General features: G+C 70.7%; 20 protein-coding genes. 11 read left to right on the top strand and 9 right to left on the bottom strand.

Features of this window, described 5'->3' with window-relative positions:
- Positions 1-2 precede the first annotated feature (2 nt).
- Complete coding sequence (locus A5781_RS04915; protein WP_067202088.1) at positions 3-1,025, top strand: TIGR03617 family F420-dependent LLM class oxidoreductase; 1,023 nt, start codon at positions 3-5, stop codon at positions 1,023-1,025.
- Entirely contained in the window at positions 1,022-1,834 is an 813-nt protein-coding gene (locus A5781_RS04910) for an enoyl-CoA hydratase/isomerase family protein (RefSeq protein WP_067202085.1), read from the top strand. The genes A5781_RS04915 and A5781_RS04910 overlap by 4 nt, the downstream gene beginning before the upstream one ends.
- Here A5781_RS04910 and A5781_RS04905 read toward each other — a convergent pair.
- Both A5781_RS04905 and A5781_RS04900 read right to left on the bottom strand, forming a co-directional pair.
- Complete coding sequence (locus A5781_RS04905; protein WP_067202082.1) at positions 1,788-2,717, bottom strand: SDR family NAD(P)-dependent oxidoreductase; 930 nt, start codon at positions 2,715-2,717, stop codon at positions 1,788-1,790. The genes A5781_RS04910 and A5781_RS04905 overlap by 47 nt on opposite strands.
- The gene (locus A5781_RS04900) at positions 2,714-3,499 is read right to left on the bottom strand and encodes a DUF2867 domain-containing protein (protein WP_067202079.1); all 786 of its coding nucleotides are present in this window, start codon (positions 3,497-3,499) and stop codon (positions 2,714-2,716) included. The genes A5781_RS04905 and A5781_RS04900 overlap by 4 nt, the downstream gene beginning before the upstream one ends.
- Before the next feature lie 21 nt (positions 3,500-3,520).
- Here A5781_RS04900 and A5781_RS04895 point away from each other — a divergent pair, with 21 nt between their 5' ends.
- Complete coding sequence (locus tag A5781_RS04895) at positions 3,521-4,117, top strand: TetR/AcrR family transcriptional regulator (protein ID WP_067202076.1); 597 nt, start codon at positions 3,521-3,523, stop codon at positions 4,115-4,117.
- On the opposite strand, the gene A5781_RS04890 is transcribed toward A5781_RS04895, so the two are convergent.
- The 3 genes from A5781_RS04890 to A5781_RS04880 are packed head-to-tail and all read right to left on the bottom strand — an operon-like array spanning position 4,091 to position 7,847.
- A complete protein-coding gene (locus A5781_RS04890) occupies positions 4,091-6,268 on the bottom strand; it encodes an AAA family ATPase (RefSeq protein ID WP_067202074.1) in 2,178 nt (725 codons plus the stop codon). The two genes, A5781_RS04895 and A5781_RS04890, sit on opposite strands and share 27 nt — an antisense overlap.
- Positions 6,265-7,128, bottom strand: a complete 864-nt coding sequence (gene pssA, locus A5781_RS04885; RefSeq protein ID WP_067202071.1) for a CDP-diacylglycerol--serine O-phosphatidyltransferase — start codon at positions 7,126-7,128, stop codon at positions 6,265-6,267. The genes A5781_RS04890 and pssA overlap by 4 nt, the downstream gene beginning before the upstream one ends.
- Positions 7,125-7,847 (bottom strand): phosphatidylserine decarboxylase, encoded by a 723-nt coding sequence (locus tag A5781_RS04880; RefSeq protein WP_067202068.1) that lies wholly within the window; start codon positions 7,845-7,847, stop codon positions 7,125-7,127. Before A5781_RS04880 ends, pssA begins: the two co-directional genes overlap by 4 nt.
- A 65-nt stretch (positions 7,848-7,912) precedes the next feature.
- Here A5781_RS04880 and A5781_RS04875 point away from each other — a divergent pair, with 65 nt between their 5' ends.
- The gene (locus A5781_RS04875) at positions 7,913-9,109 is read left to right on the top strand and encodes an MFS transporter (protein ID WP_067202065.1); all 1,197 of its coding nucleotides are present in this window, start codon (positions 7,913-7,915) and stop codon (positions 9,107-9,109) included.
- Here the strand turns inward: A5781_RS04875 and glp are convergent.
- Positions 9,106-10,317, bottom strand: a complete 1,212-nt coding sequence (glp, locus tag A5781_RS04870; protein ID WP_067202062.1) for a gephyrin-like molybdotransferase Glp — start codon at positions 10,315-10,317, stop codon at positions 9,106-9,108. The genes A5781_RS04875 and glp overlap by 4 nt on opposite strands.
- Before the next feature lie 154 nt (positions 10,318-10,471).
- Between glp and A5781_RS04865 the strand changes: the two genes are divergently transcribed.
- From A5781_RS04865 to A5781_RS25460, 3 genes are all read left to right on the top strand, one after another.
- Complete coding sequence (locus A5781_RS04865) at positions 10,472-10,951, top strand: VOC family protein (protein WP_067202060.1); 480 nt, start codon at positions 10,472-10,474, stop codon at positions 10,949-10,951.
- The gene (locus tag A5781_RS04860; protein ID WP_067202057.1) at positions 10,942-12,384 is read left to right on the top strand and encodes an NAD(P)/FAD-dependent oxidoreductase; all 1,443 of its coding nucleotides are present in this window, start codon (positions 10,942-10,944) and stop codon (positions 12,382-12,384) included. The genes A5781_RS04865 and A5781_RS04860 overlap by 10 nt, the downstream gene beginning before the upstream one ends.
- Before the next feature lie 81 nt (positions 12,385-12,465).
- A complete protein-coding gene (locus tag A5781_RS25460; protein ID WP_156622532.1) occupies positions 12,466-12,624 on the top strand; it encodes a hypothetical protein in 159 nt (52 codons plus the stop codon).
- A 10-nt stretch (positions 12,625-12,634) separates the two neighbouring features.
- On the opposite strand, the gene A5781_RS04855 is transcribed toward A5781_RS25460, so the two are convergent.
- On the bottom strand, positions 12,635-13,129 hold the full coding sequence (locus A5781_RS04855) for a cupin domain-containing protein (RefSeq protein ID WP_067202054.1): 495 nt from the start codon (positions 13,127-13,129) through the stop codon (positions 12,635-12,637).
- Between A5781_RS04855 and A5781_RS04850 the strand changes: the two genes are divergently transcribed.
- Positions 13,128-13,850 carry a M24 family metallopeptidase gene (locus tag A5781_RS04850; protein ID WP_067202049.1) on the top strand — a complete coding sequence of 241 codons (723 nt, stop codon included), beginning with the start codon at positions 13,128-13,130 and terminating at the stop codon, positions 13,848-13,850. The two genes, A5781_RS04855 and A5781_RS04850, sit on opposite strands and share 2 nt — an antisense overlap.
- Before the next feature lie 78 nt (positions 13,851-13,928).
- Here the strand turns inward: A5781_RS04850 and A5781_RS04845 are convergent, their stop codons facing one another.
- Positions 13,929-14,840, bottom strand: coding sequence for an SDR family NAD(P)-dependent oxidoreductase (locus A5781_RS04845; RefSeq protein WP_067202044.1), 912 nt, complete (start codon positions 14,838-14,840; stop codon positions 13,929-13,931).
- Between the two features lie 103 nt (positions 14,841-14,943).
- Here A5781_RS04845 and A5781_RS04840 point away from each other — a divergent pair, with 103 nt between their 5' ends.
- The 3 genes from A5781_RS04840 to A5781_RS04830 all read left to right on the top strand — a co-directional run bounded on the left by A5781_RS04840 (position 14,944) and on the right by A5781_RS04830 (position 18,336).
- Positions 14,944-15,510, top strand: coding sequence for a TetR/AcrR family transcriptional regulator (locus A5781_RS04840; RefSeq protein WP_067202162.1), 567 nt, complete (start codon positions 14,944-14,946; stop codon positions 15,508-15,510).
- A 204-nt stretch (positions 15,511-15,714) separates the two neighbouring features.
- A complete protein-coding gene (gene groL / locus A5781_RS04835) occupies positions 15,715-17,340 on the top strand; it encodes a chaperonin GroEL (RefSeq protein WP_067202041.1) in 1,626 nt (541 codons plus the stop codon).
- Positions 17,341-17,499: 159 nt separating this feature from the next.
- On the top strand, positions 17,500-18,336 hold the full coding sequence (locus A5781_RS04830) for an SDR family oxidoreductase (protein WP_067202038.1): 837 nt from the start codon (positions 17,500-17,502) through the stop codon (positions 18,334-18,336).
- Here the strand turns inward: A5781_RS04830 and A5781_RS04825 are convergent.
- Positions 18,325-18,894: a carboxymuconolactone decarboxylase family protein gene (locus A5781_RS04825; RefSeq protein ID WP_067202036.1), complete on the bottom strand. Its 570-nt coding sequence runs from the start codon at positions 18,892-18,894 to the stop codon at positions 18,325-18,327. The genes A5781_RS04830 and A5781_RS04825 overlap by 12 nt on opposite strands.
- Between the last annotated feature and the right edge of the window lie 14 nt (positions 18,895-18,908).

Here is an 18,908-nt window from a genome sequence, read left to right as displayed (position 1 = left end):
ACATGAAGGTACAGCTGCAGGTCAACGGCTCACCGGTGGATGCGGCGGCCAGCGCTGCCGACATCGCCGCGACGGGAGCCGACGGCCTGTTCACCTTCGAGGGCCAGCACGACGTGTTCTTTCCGTTGATCATCGCCGCCGGCGCGACCGGCTTGGACCTGATGACCAACGTGGCGATCGCCCCGCCGCGCAGCCCGCTGCACTTGGCGCACGCCGCCTACGACCTGCAGCTCTACAGCGGCGGCCGGTTCCGGCTCGGCCTGGGCTCACAGGTGAAGGCCCACATCGAAAAGCGTTACGGCAGTAAGTGGGAGCGCCCCGCGGCGCGGATGGCCGAAACCATTGCGGCGATCAAGGCGATCTTCGCGGCCTGGGAAGGCCGGCGCCGGCTGGACTTTCGCGGCGAGTTCTTCACCCACACCATCATGGCGCCCAACTTCAACCCGGGGCCCAACCCGTTCGGACCGCCGCCGGTGCTGCTGGGCGCGTTGGGACCGGTGATGACGCGCACCGCCGCCGAGGTGGCCGACGGGCTGCTGGTGATGCCGTTCAACAGCGCCCGCCACTTTGCCGAACGCACCGTCCCCGCGGTCGCCGAGGGGCTGCGCCGGGCGGGCCGATCCTCCGACGGATTCGAGATCATCGCCCAGGCCATGGTCGCCGTCGGCCGCGACGAGGCCGACCTGGCCGCCGCGGTCGACGGTGTGGCAGCGCTCATTTCGTTCTACGGCTCGACTCCGGCCTACCTGCCCGTGCTCGAGGCCGAGGGGTGGGGCGACGTGCAGCCCGAGCTCAACGCGCTGTCCAAGCAGGGCCGCTTCGCCGACATGCGCCGGCTGATCGGCGACGAGATGGTGGCCCGGATCGGTGTCGTCGGCACGCCCGAGCAATGCGCCGAGCAGATCGCCGCCCGGTTCTCCGAGCATGCCGATGAGGTGTGCTGTTACTTCCCGGGCTACACGCCGCGCGCCGCGGATATCGCCGACCTGATCGGCGCCCTGCACCGCGCCCCGGCCCTGCGATGAGCCCCGATCTCACGGTCGACGTCGACGCGGGCGTGGCGGTGCTCACGCTCAATCGGCCCGAGCGGCTCAACGCCTACACCGCCGAGATGGGCGCGCTGCTGGGCAGCGCGTACGCCGAGTGCGACGGCGACGACGACGTCCGGGCCATCGTCGTGACGGGGGCGGGCCGCGCCTTCTGCGCCGGGGCCGACTTCTCCGGCGACACAAGCCCATTCGACGCCCCGGCCGCGGAGTTCTCGGCGTCACCGATCACCCCGGCCGCGTTCGAGTTGCGCAAGCCGGTGATCGCCGCCCTCAACGGCCACGCGATCGGCATCGGCCTGACCATCGCCTTGCAGGCCGACCTGCGCGTCGTCGCCGAGGACGCCAAATACGGTGTGGTGCAGGTCCGCCGGGGAGTGATCCCCGACTGCATGTCGCACTGGACGCTGGCGCAGCTGACCACGCTGGGGGTGGCCGCCGACATCCTGCTCACGGGGCGAACCTTCGGCGGGACCGAGGCCGTGGCGCTCGGCATCGCAAACCGGGCCCTGCCGGCCGAGCGGGTGCTCGACCACGCTGTGGAGCTGGCGCGCGACATCGCGGCCAACGTGGCGCCGATGTCGGCGGCGCTGTGTAAGCGGCTGCTGTGGGACACCGCGATCAACAACTACACCCCGCGGCAGGTCGCCGCACTGGAAAGCCAACTGCACCAACGGGTGATGGGCGGCGCCGACGCGCGCGAGGGGGTGGCCGCCTTTGTCGAGCGCCGGCCGCCGTCGTTCACGTCGCGGCTGTCCCGCGAGTGGAGCGAGCTGCCCCGGCCGTGAGCTCCTCGGAGAGCTCCCACCACTGGTCCGCGCGCTGCTCGTCGCGAGCGTAGGGCGCCACGGCCTGGCTGACCCGGCAGTCTTCGAGATACAGGCCGCCCCGACCGGCCAGCTCCGGGCTGACCGCCGCCCACACCTGGGTGGCCGCGCCGCGGTCGGGCGTGGTGACGTCGAGCCGCTCGCCCGTCGGTTTGCGCAGCCGCGAGAAGTCCGCCCGGGACATGTGCCGCGCGAGCGAGGTGGCCACGGTGCCGGGATGGACGGCGTAGGCGCGGATTCCCGCGTCGCGCAGGCGGCGGTCGGCTGCCACGGCGTGCAGGATGTTCGCCGTTTTCGACGCGCCGTAGGCGACGAACTTGTCGTACTCGCGGCGCTCCCAGTTGGGATCGTCGAAGTCGACGTCGCCCATGATGTGGCCCGCAGACGACAGGTTCACGATCCGGGCCCCGCCGGCGGCGGCGAGCTGCGGCACGAGGAGCCGGGTCAGTTCGAAGTGCCCGAAATGGTTGGTGCCGATCTGCATCTCGAATCCATCGCGCGTCCTGCCGAACGGTGTGAACATCACGCCGGCGTTGTTCATCAGAACGTCGATGGCCGGGGCGAGCTCGCCGATGGCGGCCGCCGCCGCACGAACGGCCTCCAGCGCGTTGAGATCGAGCTCGACGATCGACGTGCGCGCGCCGGGCACCCTGGCCGCGATCCACCGCGCCGCCTCCGCCAACGCCGCGGGGTTGCGGGCGGCCAGGACGACGTGCGCGCCCGCGGCGGCCAGCGCGCGGGCCGCCTCGCGCCCCAACCCGGACGACGCGCCGGTGATCACACAGACCTTGCCGGACAGGTCGATTCCGTCGACGACGTCCAACGCGGTCGGTGGCGCGGTCATGCCGGTATACGCTGCCACACCGCGGCGCGCTTCATCAGCCGCGGCGCGACCGCCCGATGCAGCGGGCCAACGAAAGCCCACACCGTTCGGGCGGCGGTTTTGCGGCAGTACTGCACGCGAGTGGTGAGGCTGGCGCGCCGACCGTCCTGGCGTCGCAGCGTCAACTCGCCGAGCATCAACGGCCCGCCTGCGGTCAGCACGAGTTCGTCGCGATCCGAACGCGCGATCGTCCAGCCGATGATGTGCTCGGGCGACGAAAACGGCCCGAGGCGGAATCTCAGCACGTGGCGGTGGATCCACGGGACGACGCCGCCGCCCGCGCCCCGCCCGACCGCATCGCGGAACATCTGCTCGGCGGTGCGTGAGTCGCCTTGCGGGAGTGGGACTTCGAAGACGTCCGTGTAGTCGGCCCGCTCGGCGGCCGCCGCGATGCGTTTGAGCGTCCACCGGACGGCGACGCGGTGCCCGCCGGTGCCGATGACGAGCGCCCGGTAGACCTTGCCGTGCAGGCCCGGGAAGGCCGCCCAGGTCGCCGAGCGCACGCGGGTGCGGTTGCCGGTCAGGGGGTCCAACTCGAACACCCACCGGTACACCGCGAAGGGGTGCCGGCCCTTCAGCGCGAACCGCGCCGGCGGCCGCGCCTCGTCCAGCGCGAAGCCGATCGGCACGGTCGACGGGTCGCCCGGGTCCCGGCACATCACCCGCAACAGCGCCGACCAGGTGTCCGCGCGCCCCGCGTCGACGGTTATGGCATGCTCATCGATATAGGGTAATCGTTCCATATAGAAGGAATGTACTAGATCGTGGCACCTCCGCGAAAGCACGAAACCGATGTGATTCTCGACGCCGCCCGGACGCTGGTCCTCGACGGCGGACCGCGCGCGGCCAGCGTCGCGGCCATCGCCAAGACCAGCGGCGCCCCCGCGGGAACCCTCTATCACCGATTCGGCAACCGCGACGGCATCCTGACGACGGCGTGGCTGCGCGCGCTCGAACGCTTCCAGGCAAGGGCGCTGGCCGCCGACGGCGAAACCCCGGCGGACACCGCGATAGCCATGGCCGTGGCCGCCGTCAGCTTCGCGCGCGAGCTGCCCGACGACGCCCGGCTGTTGTTGACGATCCGGCCCGGCGACCTGCTCGACGAGGAGCCCGACGCGGAGTTCCAGCGGACGCTGGCCGCGATGAACGCCCCACTGACCGAGCGGGTCGCGGTGTTGGCCCGGCAGCTGTATGGGAACGACAAGCCCCGGTCCGTCGACGCCGTCGCGCGTGCGGTCGCGGACCTGCCCTATGCGGTGGTCCGGCGCCACGCCCACGACGACCCGATGCCCGACTGGCTGGAAGGCGACGTCGCGGCGTCGGCGCTGGCCGTGCTACGGAGCTTTGGCGAAGGCCCGTAGCGCCTCCACCTGCGTGGGATCCAATGAGGGGCGCACGATTTGGCGCGCGGCCGCGATGTCGGCGGCCGTCACGTCGGTGGCGTCGATGGACCGCCGCATCGCGGTCAGCGCCGCCTCCCGCAGCAGCGCCACGCAGTCGGCGGCGCTGTAACCGTCGAGCCCGGCGGCCACCTCGTCGAGGTCGACGTCGTCGCTCAGCGGGACGGATTTTCCTGCGGTGTGCAGGATTTCGCGGCGGGCGGCGGCGTCGGGCGGTTCGACGAACACCCGCCGCTCCAGCCGGCCCGGGCGCAGCAAGGCCGGGTCGATCAGGTCGGGCCGGTTGGTGGCGCCCAGCACGACGACGTCGCGCAGGGGATTGACGCCGTCGAGCTCGGTCAGCAGCGCGGCGACCACCCGATCGGTCACGCCCGAGTCGAAGCTCTGTCCGCGCCGGGGCGCCAGCGCGTCGATCTCGTCGAGGAACACCAGAGACGGGGCCGAGTCGCGGGCACGCCGAAACAGTTCGCGGACGGCCTTTTCCGAGCTGCCCACCCACTTGTCCATCAGCTCGGACCCCTTGACGGCGTGCACGGACAGCTGCCCGGTGCTGGCCAGCGCGCGCACGACGAAGGTCTTGCCGCAGCCGGGCGGCCCGTAGAGCAGCACCCCGCGCGGCGGTTCGACACCCAACCGGGCGAAAGTGTCGGGATGCTGCAGCGGCCACAACACGGCCTCGGTCAGCGCCTGCCGGGCCTCGGCCATGTCGCCGACGTCGTTGAGCGTGACATTGCCGACGGTCACTTCCTCGCTGCCCGACCGGGACAGCGGCCGGATGACGGTCAGCGCGCCGACGAGATCGTCCTGGTTCAGCTCGGGTGGCCGGCCGTCGGTGCTGGCCCGCGACGCCGCGCGCAGCGCCGCCTCCCGCAGCAGCGCCGCCAGGTCGGCAACCACGAAACCCGGTGTACGCGAAGCGATCTCGTTGAGATCCAGGGCGCCGGCCGGCACCGATTTCAACAGCGACTCCAGCAGCGCCTTGCGGGTGCCGGCGTCGGGCAGCGGCAGGCTCAGCTCCCGGTCGCACAGGTCCGGCGCGCGCAGCCGGGCATCGAGCTGGTCGGTCCGCGCGGAGGTGGCGATCAACGCGACACCCTCGGTCGCCACCGCGGTTCGCAGCTCGCCCAGGATCAGGGCGGCCACCGGCTCGGGGGTGGCCGGCAGCAGGGCGTCGACGTCGGTGATCAGCAGGACTCCACCGCCGTCGCGGACGGCCTGCACCGCCGAACTCACGGTCTTGAGCCGGTCTTCGGCGTTCAGCGCGCCGACCTCCGGGCCGTCCAGTTTCACCAGCCTGCGGCCGTCGCACACCGCGCGCACCAGTGTCACCTTGCCGACGCCGGCCGGACCCGACACCAGCACACCGAGGTTGGCGCCCGCGCCCAACGTCTTGAGCAGGTGCGGTTCGTCGAGGGCGAGCTTGAGCCACTCGGCGAGCTTGGCGGCCTGCGGCTGCGATCCCTTGAGCTCCTCGACGACGGTCTCCGGGCTGGCGACGTCGACGAAGTCCTGCGCCGGCGCGGCCGTGGTCGGCACGCCGACACCCCAGGTGACCAGCGAGTTGGGCTGCACGCTGACCGGGCCCGTCGGGTCGACGCCGGTGACGGTCAGCAGCTCGGACGTCCAGCTGATTCCCACCGAGGCGGCCAGCGCGCGGGCGGCGGCCGACGTCGAGAACGGCGGGCCGAGGTCGCGGGGCAGCAGCGACACGGCGTCGCCGACGGTCAGCACCTTGCCGAGCAGCGCCTGCCGCAACGTGACCGGCGAGATCGACTGGCTGGCCAGCGACGAGCCGGACAGCGTCACCGACCGGGCGCCGTAGACGGTGACCACGCCGACGATCACCGGGTTGCCCTCGCGCAGCCCGGTGTTGGACAACGTCACGTCGTCGAGCAGCACCGTGCCGACCGGGGTGTCCGGCCCGGCGAGGGCCGCCACCGCCGCGGTGGTCCGCGAGCCGGTCAGCGCCACCGCGTCCCACTCCCGAATGCCAAGTGCGGCAACGGCGCTCGGATGCAACCGGACGACGCCGCGCCGCGAGTCCACGGCGGAGGTGTTCAACCGCGCGGTGAGCGTGAGCTGACGGGCCGCATCCTCACCCGGCCGGCTCATGGCAGGCGCCCGCCCGGTTTGCGCAGCCCCAGCCGCGCCATCGACCGGCGGTTCGGTTGCGCCCGGCGGATCGCGCGCCGCGCGGCGCGGCGCTGCTTGGGCTTGTCGGCCCACGCCTCGGGGTGCGCGGCCAGCCAGCGCTGGTTGCGGACCGCGAACGGTACGTGGCACAGGTAGGCGATGATGATGACCCAGATCAGGATGTAGGGCGCCAGCACCGCCGCGGCCGCGCAGATCGCGAGCAGTGCCAACAGCGGCGCGGCCCAGCTGGGCGGCACCGCTGCGGCGTGCATCTTGCGCATCGGGATCTTGCTGATCATCAGCATCGACGTCCCCGTGATCCAGATGCACAGGAACGTCGTCGACGTCCACCAGCCCTCACCGAACTGCAATTTGAGCCCGATCAGGCCGATCATCGACACCGCGCCCGCCGGCGCGGGCATGCCGACGAAGAACTCGTGGGTGTAGGCGGGCTGACTGCCGTCCGCCTGCAGCGCGTTGTACCGGGCCAGCCGCAACACGACGCACACCGCGTAGAGCAGGATCACCACCCAACCGGCCGGCGACTTCCCCAGCAGCGTCACGTAGAGCACGATCGCCGGCGTGACACCGAAGTTCACCGCGTCGGCCAGCGAATCGATCTCCTCGCCCATGCGGGACTGGGCATCCAGGATGCGGGCCACCCGGCCGTCCAGGCCGTCCAGAATGGCCGCCGCGGCGATCAACGCCATCGCGGCCTTCGGCTGGTGCTCGAGGGCGAACCGGATCGAGGTCAGGCCCGCGCAGATGGACAACACGGTCATCGCGCTCGGCAGGATCTGCAGGTTGACCGACGGCCTGCCGCGCGGCTTGCTGATCATGACAGCTCGGCCAGCACGGTTTCGCCGGCGATCGCGCGCTGCCCGACTTGGACCAGCGGCTCGGCGCCCGGCGGCAGATAGGTGTCGAGCCGGGAGCCGAACCGGATCAGCCCGTAGGTGTCACCGATCGTCAGCTTGTCGCCGACGCGCGCGTCGCAGATGATGCGCCGCGCCAACAGCCCGGCGACCTGCACCGCCACCACCTCCGCGCCGGTGGCCGTCCGGATCCGCAGGCTGGTGCGCTCGTTCTCGGTGCTGGCCGCGGCCAGGTCGGCCGACCCGAACCGGCCGGGCCGGTGCTGCATGGCGATCACCTCGCCGCTCACCGGGGCGCGCTGGACGTGGGCGTCCAGCAGCGACAGGAAGATGCTGACCCGCGGGAGCGGCGCGTCGCCCATGCCGAGTTCGGCGGGCGGGGCGGCGGAATCGATCACGCACACCACCCCGTCGGCGGGCGCGACGATCGCGCCCGGCCGGGTCGGCGGCACCCGCGGCGGATGGCGGAAGAACCCCGCGCAGGCGCCGGCCGCCAGCAGGCCGGCCCGCCGGATCCACCGGTGCCTGCGGCCGGCCAGCGCCACCGCCAGGCCGCCGGCGATGAACGGGCGGCCGGCCGGGTGTACCGGCGGAATGGTCGAGCGCACCAACTCCAACGCGTGCTGCGGGCTGAACGTTGGATCCTCGGCCGTAGGGCCGACAGGGCGGGGGCGTCGTGCCACGCGGCCATCTTACGAAAGGCGCGGCCGGTTGGTTCGGGCCCGCACGGGGAACGCCCACCTTCGATATGCATCCGACCGACGATTGGGCGCCGCGGCTGCGCCCGGCGAAGATCGCCGTCACCGCCGTATTCATCGCCCACGCCGTGGGGTTCTCCTCGTGGGCCGCCCACATCCCGGCCGTCAAGGCCGACCTCGGCCTGTCCGACGCGGCGCTGGGGACCGCGCTGTTCGGTGCGCCCCTGGGGTCGGTCGTGGCCACGCTCGGCAGCCACTGGGCGCTGCCGCGCTGGGGGAGCCACCGGCTGATCCCCGTGACGGCCGCCGGCTACGCCCTCGCGGGCACGACGGTGGGGCTCGCCCGCTCCGGGCCCTGGCTGTTTGCGGCGCTGGCGTTGTGGGGGATGTTCCAGGGCGGGCTGGACGTCGCGATGAACACCCAAGCCGGCACGGTCGAGCGCCGGGCGCGGGCGCCGATCATGGCCCGCTTCCACGGCATGTGGAGCCTCGGCGCGTTACTGGGCGCCCTGATCGGCGCGGCATGCGTCGGCGCGGGCATCGGCCTGACACCCCAGCTGGCGGCCGTCGGGCTCGCGGTCCTTGTCGTCGTCGGGGCGCTGACCCGGCGACTGATTCCGGACCGGGCGGGCGGGACCGCGGCATCGCGCGCGAAAGGGGCCTGGCTGACGCCGACGGTGGCGATCCTTGCGGCGGTGGCCTTCGTGTCGTTCCTGTGCGAGGGCGCCGCCACCGACTGGTCGGCCAACTACCTGCGCAACGTCGTCGGCGCGGGTCCCGGGATCGCCGCGTTGAGCTACGCGGCGTACACGCTGACGATGGTCGTCACCCGGCTGAGCGCGATACGCCTACACGCGCGGGTGTCGGCCCGCCGGCTGCTGCCCGCCCTCGCGCTGTTCGCCGCGGCGGGCATGGGGGTGACGCTGGCGATACCCAATTCCGTTGTCAGCGTTGTTGGATTCGCGTGTCTGGGGGTCGGCGTGGCGCTGCTGGTGCCCACCGCGTTCAGCGCGGCCTACGGCGCGGGCGGCGCGGGCTCGGCGATCGCCATCGTCGCGGCGACTGGCTGGCTGGGCTACCTGCTGGGGCCGCCGCTGATCGGCCACCTGGCCGACCGGGTCGGATTGGCCGCGGCCCTGGTGACGATCCCGGTGCTGATGACCGTCGTCGCCGTCGCCATCCGCTGCGCCACCGCCTTTGACCGGGCCGACGAATTCCACCGGCAGGTGGCCACCCCCGCGGCCTAGGGCCAGGCGAGATCCCAGACCTGCAGCTCGGTCCCCTCGGACACCTCGACGACGTCCTCGGGGATGTCCAGCAGCGCGTTCGCGGACGCCAGCCACCGCAGGTGGTGCGAGGCGGGCGGGCCGTAACTGGTGACGGTGCCGGCGGCGCGGTCCAGCACCGCGCGGCGGAACTGCCGCTTGCCGCGCGGCGAGGTCAACGACTCGGTGAGCACCGCGGCCCGGTGCGGGCGTTCCGGGTCGGGCATGCCCATGGCTTTGCGCAGCGCGGGCCGGATGAACACCTCGAAGGACACCAGGGCGCTGACCGGGTTGCCGGGCAGGGTGACGATCGTCGCGCCGGCCACCCGGCCGATGCCCTGCGGCATCCCGGGCTGCATCGCCACCTTGACGAACTCCACACCCTGGTCGCCCTCGCGGCCGAACGCGTCCTTGACCACCTCGTAGGCGCCGGCGCTGACCCCGCCGCTGGTGATGATCAGGTCTGCCTCGCCGGCATGCTTCTGGATGAGCGAACTGAACTGTGCGACATCGTCTTCGGCGGTCGCCACCTCGATCACGTCGGCGCCCGCGTCGCGGACGGCGCCGGCCAGCATGATCGAGTTGGACTCGTAGATCTGCCCCGGCCGCAGCGGGTTACCCGGCGCCACCAGCTCCGACCCGGTCGATATCACCAGCACGCGTTGGCGCGGGAGCACGGGCAGCTCGGCCATTCCCAGCGCCGCGGCCAGGCCGAGCACGGCAGGCGTCACCACCTGGCCGCGCCGCAGGACGGTGGTGCCAGGGGCGACGTCCTCGCCCGCACGCCGGATGTGCTTGCCGGCCTCGCGCGGCGCGCGGATCGACACGACATCCACGCCGCCGTCGGTGTCTTCGACGGGCACGACGGCCGTGGCCCCGGCCGGCAGCGGCGCGCCGGTCATGATGCGGTGCGCGGTGTTCGGTTGCAACGTCAACTCGTCGGTGCGCCCGGCCGGAATGTCCTCGGCGACCTCGAGCACCACCGGGTTCTCGGGCGTGGCGCCGGAGGTGTCCTCGGCGCGCACCGCGTATCCGTCCATCGCGGAGTTGTCGAAGACCGGTAGCGCCAGCCGCGCGACCACGTCGTCGGCCAGGACCAGGCCCTGCGCCTCGGCCAGCGCGGCGGTGGCCGCCGGCCGGGGACGGATCAATTCGGCTACGACGCGCTGATGTTCTTCGACCGACCGCACCCGGCCATTATCGGCCCGTCAGATTGCGAAGCTGACCCCGGTGAGTTGTTCGGACACTCACCAGAGCCGGCGTTGCAGCTCCACGTCGTGGGACTGCGCGCCAAAAGTACCCATCTCATTGGGGGTGGCGGCGCTTCGACGTACAGTCGAGAACGTGATTACCGGAATGGCCCACACCGGGGTGTGTGTTCCGGATTGCGAGGCGGCCGTGGCGTTTTACCGAGACGTATTGGGCCTGCGTGTGCTCTCGCCGCCCTATGTGATGACCGGTAACGCCATTCGCGACGACATGGGCGAGCTAGTGGGAGACCCCAGCATGAAGGCGGCCATCGTGGGGTTGCCGGGGGACGGCGATCGCGTGCTCGAGGTCATCGAATACCTCGGCGCGCAACCGGACGGGCGCGCCGACGGCAGGGCGCTGACCGACCACGGGCTGTCCCACGTCGGGCTCATCTGTGAGGACATCGACGCCACCCGGGCGGAGCTCGAGGGCAAGGGCGTGCGCTTTCTAGTCACGGGAATCGCGGAGGTCGCGCGGGTTCGCACCACGTGGTTCGTCGACCCCTGGGGCGTGGTGTTCATCCTGGTGGAGAAGAGCCGCCCGCAGCGACCGTACTTCTCGCAATGGGCGTGAAGCCGACCGTCGGGATCATCGGCGCGGGCGCCGGCGGCATCGCCATGGGCATCCAGCTGGCCGAGGGCGGCTACGAGTTCGCCATCTTCGACCGCGCCGACGGATTCGGCGGGACCTGGCGCCACAACACCTTTCCGGGCGCGGCGTGCGACGTCCCGTCGCACCTGTACTCGTATTCCTTCGCGCCCAACCCGCGGTGGAGCAAGACGTACGCCAACCAGCCCGAGATCCTGGCGTACCTGGAAAAGGTGGCCGCCGGGCACGGGTTGGGCGCGCGCCTGCGGGCCAACACCGCGATTGTCGCCGTGCGCTGGTCGGACACCCGGCGCCGCTGGACGCTGACCGACGGCGACGGGCGCGAGCACGAATTCGACATGGTGGTCAGCGCCGTCGGGATGCTCGACGTGCCCCACGTCCCGGAGATTCCCGGCGCGCGGCGGTTCCGGGGGCGCCAATTCCATTCGGCCCGTTGGGATCACAGCAAGTCGACGGCCGGGGAGCGGGTGGCGTCCATCGGCACGGGCGCCAGCGCGATCCAGTACGTGCCCGCGATAGCGCGAAAGACCGCGCACCTGACCGTGTTTCAGCGGACCCCGATCTGGATCGCGCCCCGATTCGACTTCCCGTTCACCCCCGAGCAGCACGAGCTGTTCGAGCGCGACCCCGCGATGGCGCGCAAGCTCAGGGACGAGGCCTTCGACGCCTACGAGTCGGCCAGCTTCGACGTCGAACATGCCCAGACGCGGGAGGCGACCGAGCTGGCCCGCAGTTACCTCATGCGCAAGGTCGCCGACCCCGAGCTGCGGGCCAAGCTGATGCCGGACTATCCCGCCGGCTGCAAGCGGCCGCTGATGTCACGCGAGTGGTACCCCACCTTCGCGTTGCCCAACGTCTCCCTGGAGACCACCGCCATCGCCGAGCTGACCGAGCGGGGGGTACGCACCGCGGACGGCGTCGAACACCGCGTGGACACCATCATCTACGGCACCGGGTTCAAGGCCGCCGATTATCTGGCGAGTATCGACGTGTACGGCACCGGCGGTCGACGCCTGGCCGACGACTGGAGCGGCGGCGCCGAGGCGTACCTGGGCACGCTGGTGGCCGGGTACCCCAACTTCTTCACGCTGTATGGCCCCAACACGAACGGCGTCAACTCGATCATCTACATCCACGAGGCGCAGACGACCTTCGTCCGCCACATCCTCGACGCGATGAACGGCAGCGGCGCGCGCACGGTGGAGGTGACACCCGCGGCGCAGCGCCGCTACAACGACGAGATCCAGGCCGCGATGGCGGGCAAGGTCTGGCTGGCGTGCAGCAACTACTTCCGCCATCCCAGCGGGAAGGTGGTCACGCAATTGCCTTACAGCGGGCGGATTTTCTTCGAGCGCACCCGCGAGTTGGTCAACGCCGACTACCGCTTCGGTCGGTGACCGGTCGGCGGCCTGAGCCGCCGCCCGCGGACCCTGGCGGACGCCGTCGGCAGGCGCCTCAAGCCCGGGCGCCTCGGTCGTTTGACCCGCTCCGCGGTCCTGATCGGGGCGCTGAACGCCGTCTCGACCTTCATCCGCAACCACGCCGCAGCCCGCTTCGACCTCACCTGCACGGCCAAACCCTACGTCGCGCACATGGCGCGCATCGCCACCGAGCGCCGAAAGTTCGCTCACCATTAACCCGGCGGGTCTACTGCACCCAGTAATTGTCGTGGCGGACGAACCACTCCCTGCGCTCGTCGTCGGTCATGTCGGCGAGCGCCCCGAAGCCCTCGAAGTAGGCCTCCCGCGGCGCGCCCGGCGCGAAGAGCATCAGGATCGACGCCGGCTCGTCGGCCCCGTTGCGGAAGCCGTGGACGCCGCCGGGCGGGACATAGAGGAAGTCGCCTTGTCGGCCGTCGGCCCACTGGGTGCCGTCGTAGAGCTTCATCGTCCCGGACAGCACGAAGAAGGCCTCGGACATCGCCCGGTGAAAGTGCGGGCCGGGCCCACCGCCCCCGGCTGGGAGGTCGACCCGATACAGCCCGTAGTCGCCGCCGGTGGCCTGTTGGTTGGCCAGGTAGTGGTACTTCACGCCGCCGGCTTCGTAATCGGCCGGCGAGTCGGCCCGCTTGAGCCAGGCGCTGATCTCCGGCTCGTCCTTGGTGTATCGGGGCGGGGGATAGGGCGGCACGACGAGGGACATGCCTCCAGTGTGCGGCTATAACATCGCGGGCGTGGCGGACGAAGAAGTTCGGGCGGAACGGCTGCTCGACGCCCAGGAGAAGGCGACGCAACTGTTCGACGAGATCGAGCGGCGCGCCATGATTCGCCCCGGCGTCTCGGAAAAGCAGTTGTCCGACGAAATCAACCAGCTCGCCGCGGAAATGCTCGGGGTCACCCGGCACTGGCATCGGCGGATCGTGCGGGCCGGCGAGAACACCCTGCAGCCCTTCAGTGAGCGCCCGCCGGACCGGGTGGTCGACGACGGCGACATCGTCTTCCTGGACCTCGGACCGATATTCGCGGACTGGGAGGCGGACTTCGGCCGCACCTTCGTGCTCGGCGACGACCCGCACAAGACCGCCGTCCGCGACGCGCTGCCCCGGGTGTGGCAGGCCGGCCGCGAGTACTTCGACGCGCGCCCGGACATCACCGGCGCCGAGCTGTACGACTTCGTGGTCGGGCTGGCGCACGCCGAGGGCTTCGAGTTCGCCAGTGCCATCGCCGGCCACCTGGTCGGGGAGTTCCCGCACAAGAAGATCGCCGGCCCCGGCGTCCAGTGGTACATCATGCCCGGATCGAACAAGCCGATGCGGCGCACGGACCCGGCCGGCCGCGCCTGCCACTGGATCCTGGAGATCCATCTGGCCGACCGGGCCCGCGGCTTCGGCGGCTTCTACGAGCAGCTGCTCGACCTGCCCTAGTGCCGATCGCAAGCGCGGCGCATGCGCCGGGCGCTGGGGGTACCGCCCGCTTGCGGGGGACGGATCGGCACCATCGGGTCAGCCCAAGGGATACGTGACGCCGGTGAGCTCCTCCGAGACCGCCCACAGCCGCCGTTGCACGTCGACGTCGTGGGACTTCTCGCTGGACCCAACGAGTCTCGGGTAGCCGCGTTGCTCACCGAACCCGTCGGGCCCGTAGTACTGGCCGCCGAGCACGCCCGGGTCGGTCGCAGCGCGCAGCGTCGGCAGGGCGCCCATGTCCGCCCCCTGGAACAGCGGCTCGATCAGCGGCGCGACACGGGTGAGCAGGGACGGCAGGTTGCGGGTCAGTTCGGTCCGCGAGCCGCCCGGGTGCGCGGCCGCGGCGATCGTCGTGCCGTGTGGCGCGAGCCGGCGCTGCAGCTCGTAGGTGAACAACAGGTTGGCGAGTTTCGACTGCCCGTAGGCGCCCACGCGGCTGTAGCCGCGTTCCCACTGCAGATCGTCGAAGTGGATGTCGGCGCGGATGCGGTGGCCCATGCTGCTGACCGTCACGACCCGGGAGCCCGCGACCGGCAGCATCCGATCCAGCAGCAGGCCGGTGAGGGCGAAGTGGCCGAGGTGGTTGGTGCCGAATTGCAGCTCGAAGCCGTCCTTGGTGGTCGACTTCGGCGTCCACATCACGCCCGCGTTGTTGATCAGCAGGTCGACGCGGCCGTAATCGGCCTTGAGTTGCTCGGCCGCGGCGCGGATGGAGTCCAGCGACGTCAGGTCGAGCTCTTGCAGCGCCACCTCGGCGTGCGGACTGCGGGCGGTGATCCGGGCGGCGGCGTCCTTGCCCTTGTCCAGATTGCGCACCGCCAGCACGACGCGGGCGCCGTGGTCGGCGAGCGCGGCGGCCGTCTCGTAGCCGAGGCCGGTGTTGGCCCCGGTGATGACGGCGACGCGACCGGTCTGATCGGGAATGTCGGCGGCGGTCCATTTGGCCATGGGTTTCTCCTAGAACGGTAGACTAAACGGGGCGAGCGCTCCGGTTGATTGAAACTATACGGAACGCGCGCCCCGTTTTGTCAACCTGGAAGGGGTGAAATTGATGGCGCAGCCCGCACGCCCGTTGCGCGCCGACGCGGCGCGCAATCGCGCGCGCGTGCTGGACGTCGCCTACGACACCTTTGCGGCCGAGGGGCTGTCCGTGCCGATCGACGAGGTCGCCCGCCGCGCCGGCGTCGGCGCCGGCACGGTCTACCGGCACTTCCCGACCAAGGAAGCGTTGTTGACGGCGGTCATCCAAAACCGCATGCAGCGCCTCGTGGACGACGGGCACGCCCTGCTGCAAACCGAGGGGCCCGGTGAGGCGCTCTTCGCGTTTCTGCGCTCCATGGTGCTGCAGTGGGGCGCCGCGGACCGGGGCCTCGTCGACGCCCTGGCCGGCTACGGGATCGACATCGCCTGCGCCGCGCCCGAGGCCGAAGACGCCTTCAAGGCCATGCTCGGCGAGTTGCTGCGCGCCGCGCAGAACGCGGGGACCGCGCGCCGCGACATCGATATGCGGGACCTCAAGGCGATCCTGGTCGGGTGCCAGGCGATGCAGGCCTACGACTCGGTGCTCGCCGAGCGGGCGACCGACGTCGTCATCGACGGTTTACGCCCGCCGCGATAAGGGCGAACTCTCCTTGCACTCGGCATAGGCGAGTGCTAAGAATGACGTTGGCACTCGCGACTGGCGAGTGCTAGGTCGGGACGGTGAGACCAGCAGACACCTGGGGTCGTCCGTCGCGGGCACTGCACCCGGCCAGCGTAAATAAATGGGGTGGCCACACGCGGTCATCCGGTGTCATTCCCGATCCGGAGGAATCACTTCGCAATGTCCAAGATAATTGCGTACGACGAAGAGGCCCGTCGCGGCCTCGAGCGGGGCTTGAATGCCCTCGCCGACGCGGTAAAGGTGACGCTGGGCCCCAAGGGCCGCAACGTCGTCCTGGAGAAGAAGTGGGGCGCCCCCACGATCACCAACGATGGTGTTTCCATCGCCAAGGAGATCGAGCTGGAGGACCCGTACGAGAAGATCGGCGCCGAGCTGGTCAAGGAAGTTGCCAAGAAGACCGACGACGTCGCCGGTGACGGCACGACGACGGCCACGGTGCTGGCCCAGGCGCTGGTCAAAGAAGGTCTGCGCAATGTCGCTGCCGGTGCCAACCCATTGGCTCTCAAGCGCGGCATCGAGAAGGCCGTCGAGAAGGTCACCGAGACGCTGCTCAAGTCCGCCAAGGACGTCGAGACCAAGGAGCAGATCGCTGCGACCGCGGCCATCTCGGCCGGCGACCAGTCGATCGGCGACCTGATCGCCGAGGCGATGGACAAGGTCGGCAACGAGGGCGTCATCACCGTCGAGGAGTCCAACACCTTCGGCCTGCAGCTCGAGCTCACCGAGGGCATGCGGTTCGACAAGGGTTACATCTCGGGCTACTTCGTCACCGACGCCGAGCGTCAGGAAGCGGTCCTCGAGGACCCCTACATCCTGCTGGTCAGCTCCAAGGTGTCGACGGTCAAGGACCTGCTCCCGCTGCTGGAGAAGGTCATCCAGGCCGGCAAGCCGCTGCTGATCATCGCCGAGGACGTCGAGGGCGAGGCTTTGAGCACCCTGGTCGTCAACAAGATCCGGGGCACCTTCAAGTCGGTGGCCGTCAAGGCCCCCGGCTTCGGTGACCGGCGCAAGGCGATGTTGCAGGACATGGCCATCCTCACCGGTGGTCAGGTCGTCAGCGAAGAGGTCGGCCTCTCCCTGGAGACGGCCGACGTCGCGCTGCTCGGTAAGGCCCGCAAGGTGGTCGTCACCAAGGACGAGACCACCATCGTCGAGGGCGCCGGTGAACCCGATGCCATCGCCGGACGGGTTTCCCAGATCCGCGCCGAGATCGAGAACAGCGACTCCGACTACGACCGCGAGAAGCTGCAGGAGCGCCTGGCCAAGCTGGCCGGCGGTGTTGCGGTGATCAAGGCCGGGGCGGCCACCGAGGTGGAGCTCAAGGAGCGCAAGCACCGCATCGAGGACGCGGTCCGCAACGCCAAGGCGGCCGTCGAGGAAGGCATCGTCGCCGGTGGTGGCGTGGCCCTGCTGCAGGCGGCTCCGTCCCTGGACGAGCTGAAGCTGTCCGGCGACGAGGCGACCGGCGCCAACATCGTCAAGGTGGCGCTCGAGGCTCCGCTCAAGCAGATCGCCTTCAACTCCGGGCTGGAGCCCGGCGTGGTGGCCGAGAAGGTCCGCAACTCGAAGGCCGGCACGGGCTTGAACGCCGCCACCAATGAGTACGAGGACCTGCTCAAGGCCGGCGTTGCCGACCCGGTCAAGGTCACCCGCTCGGCGCTGCAGAACGCGGCGTCCATTGCCGGGCTGTTCCTGACGACCGAGGCCGTTGTCGCCGACAAGCCGGAGAAGGCGGCCGCTCCGGCGGGCGACCCGACCGGCGGCATGGGCGGCATGGACTTCTAAGTCCAAGAGCGGAAAAGTCCCAAGCACTGAAAAAGCCCGGTCCCTCTGGGGGCCGGGCTTTTTCGTGTCCGCCGAGCGTGAGCTCAGGGCGGGATTTCGGCGATTTTTCCGCCCTGGTTGCACGTTCGGCGCGCTGGGCCGCCTTGTACGTTTAACCGCGTGGCCCTTCCGACTCCCTCACCCACCAGCACCGCCGTCGTGACCGGCGCATCGTCGGGCATCGGCGCCGACATCGCGCGGGAGCTGGCCGACCGGGGCCACGGCGTCACGCTCGTCGCCCGCCGCGAAGACCGGCTGCGCGAGCTGGCCGAAGAACTGGCGCGAAGCGTGCGTGTCGAGGTGATCGCCTGCGACGTCGCGGACGCGACGGCCCGCGCCGGCCTCCTCGACGAGGTGGAGCGCCGCGGGCTGGCCACCGACATCCTCGTCAACAACGCCGGCATCGGCACCATCGGATCGGTGACCAAGACGCGTGTCGACGACGAGATCGCCCAGGTGCGCGTCAACGTCGAGGCCGTCATCGACCTGACCACCCGCGCGGTCCAGCAGATGGTGCCGCGCGGACGTGGCGCGATCCTCAACGTCGGATCCACCGCGGGCTACCACCCGTTCCCGGGGCAGGCGGGCTACGCCGCCACCAAGGCGTTCGTGAGGACCTACACCGAGGGGGTGCGCGGCGAACTCGCCGGCACCGGTGTCACCGTCGCGCTGCTGTGCCCAGGGCCGGTGCGCACCGAGTTCCTGAAGAATGCCGGCATGGACGAGCGCAAATTCGCCGACGCGTTCCCGAAGTTCATGTGGATGCCGTCGCGTGACGTGGCGCGCACCGGCGTCGACGCGCTCGAGCACGACCGCGGCACCGTGATCGCCGGGCTGCCAAGCCAGCTCAGCACCCGGCTGTTCCAGTTCATGCCGCGACGGGTGCTGCTGCCGCTGTTGAAGAGCCAGCACCCGGGCCTCAAAACGGACCCGAGCCGCGACCGGTCAGCCGGCTGACGGCCAGCGCCGCATCCAGCCCTCCGCCGGCAGGGCCAGCGCGTTACACAGCGTGCAGATCGTGCGATACCAGCCGACGGCGGTGAGCAATTCGATCCGTTGCTCGTCGGTAAGGAAGCGCCCCAATGCAATCCAAGTCGGCTCCGACCACGAACCGGTGCGCTCAAGTTCGTCCACCGCCCCGATCAGCGTCCGTTCGGCCGCGCTCCACCGCGGGTCGGCAGCGGCATCCTTGCCGCCGGTCACCAGCGCGTCGCACTCGTCGTCGCTGACCCCCGCGATCGGACCCCAGAACGCCGCCTGCCCGCCCCACTCGTAAGCGCAGCCGACCAGCGCGCAGGTGCGCAGGATCGCGATCGTCCGGGTACGAGCCGGCAAAAGCGCAGCGACATAGAGTGATTCGCCGAGCTTGCGCAGCCGGGTGGCCAGCGCCGGGTGGCGCTGCAGGCAGCGCACCAGAAGCAGCGGCTCATAGGTGCGGTCCGGATGACCCCAGCTGTTGATCCCAGTGGCATCTTCCTCGCTCCACGGCGGGGCGAGCGGTGCGACGCGGCTCACGGATCAGACTGTAC

It is taken from the genome of Mycobacterium sp. 852002-30065_SCH5024008, from assembly GCF_001665645.1.
In the GTDB taxonomy this organism is placed as follows: domain Bacteria; phylum Actinomycetota; class Actinomycetes; order Mycobacteriales; family Mycobacteriaceae; genus Mycobacterium; species Mycobacterium paraffinicum.
The sequence above is the reverse complement of the archived record's forward strand: the minus strand, read 5'-3'. Positions and strand labels throughout refer to the sequence as shown.

Coding starts and splice junctions, on each gene's coding strand:
- A5781_RS04845 (WP_067202044.1), bottom strand. CDS start 14,840: ATGGCCAAATGGACCGCCGCCGACATTCCCGATCAGACCGGTCGCGTC.
- A5781_RS04915 (WP_067202088.1), top strand. CDS start 3: ATGAAGGTACAGCTGCAGGTCAACGGCTCACCGGTGGATGCGGCGGCC.
- A5781_RS04900 (WP_067202079.1), bottom strand. CDS start 3,499: ATGGAACGATTACCCTATATCGATGAGCATGCCATAACCGTCGACGCG.
- groL (WP_067202041.1), top strand. CDS start 15,715: ATGTCCAAGATAATTGCGTACGACGAAGAGGCCCGTCGCGGCCTCGAG.
- A5781_RS04905 (WP_067202082.1), bottom strand. CDS start 2,717: ATGACCGCGCCACCGACCGCGTTGGACGTCGTCGACGGAATCGACCTG.
- A5781_RS04850 (WP_067202049.1), top strand. CDS start 13,128: ATGCCTCCAGTGTGCGGCTATAACATCGCGGGCGTGGCGGACGAAGAA.
- A5781_RS04855 (WP_067202054.1), bottom strand. CDS start 13,129: ATGTCCCTCGTCGTGCCGCCCTATCCCCCGCCCCGATACACCAAGGAC.
- A5781_RS04875 (WP_067202065.1), top strand. CDS start 7,913: ATGCATCCGACCGACGATTGGGCGCCGCGGCTGCGCCCGGCGAAGATC.
- A5781_RS04890 (WP_067202074.1), bottom strand. CDS start 6,268: ATGAGCCGGCCGGGTGAGGATGCGGCCCGTCAGCTCACGCTCACCGCG.
- A5781_RS04860 (WP_067202057.1), top strand. CDS start 10,942: ATGGGCGTGAAGCCGACCGTCGGGATCATCGGCGCGGGCGCCGGCGGC.
- A5781_RS04910 (WP_067202085.1), top strand. CDS start 1,022: ATGAGCCCCGATCTCACGGTCGACGTCGACGCGGGCGTGGCGGTGCTC.
- pssA (WP_067202071.1), bottom strand. CDS start 7,128: ATGATCAGCAAGCCGCGCGGCAGGCCGTCGGTCAACCTGCAGATCCTG.
- A5781_RS04840 (WP_067202162.1), top strand. CDS start 14,944: ATGGCGCAGCCCGCACGCCCGTTGCGCGCCGACGCGGCGCGCAATCGC.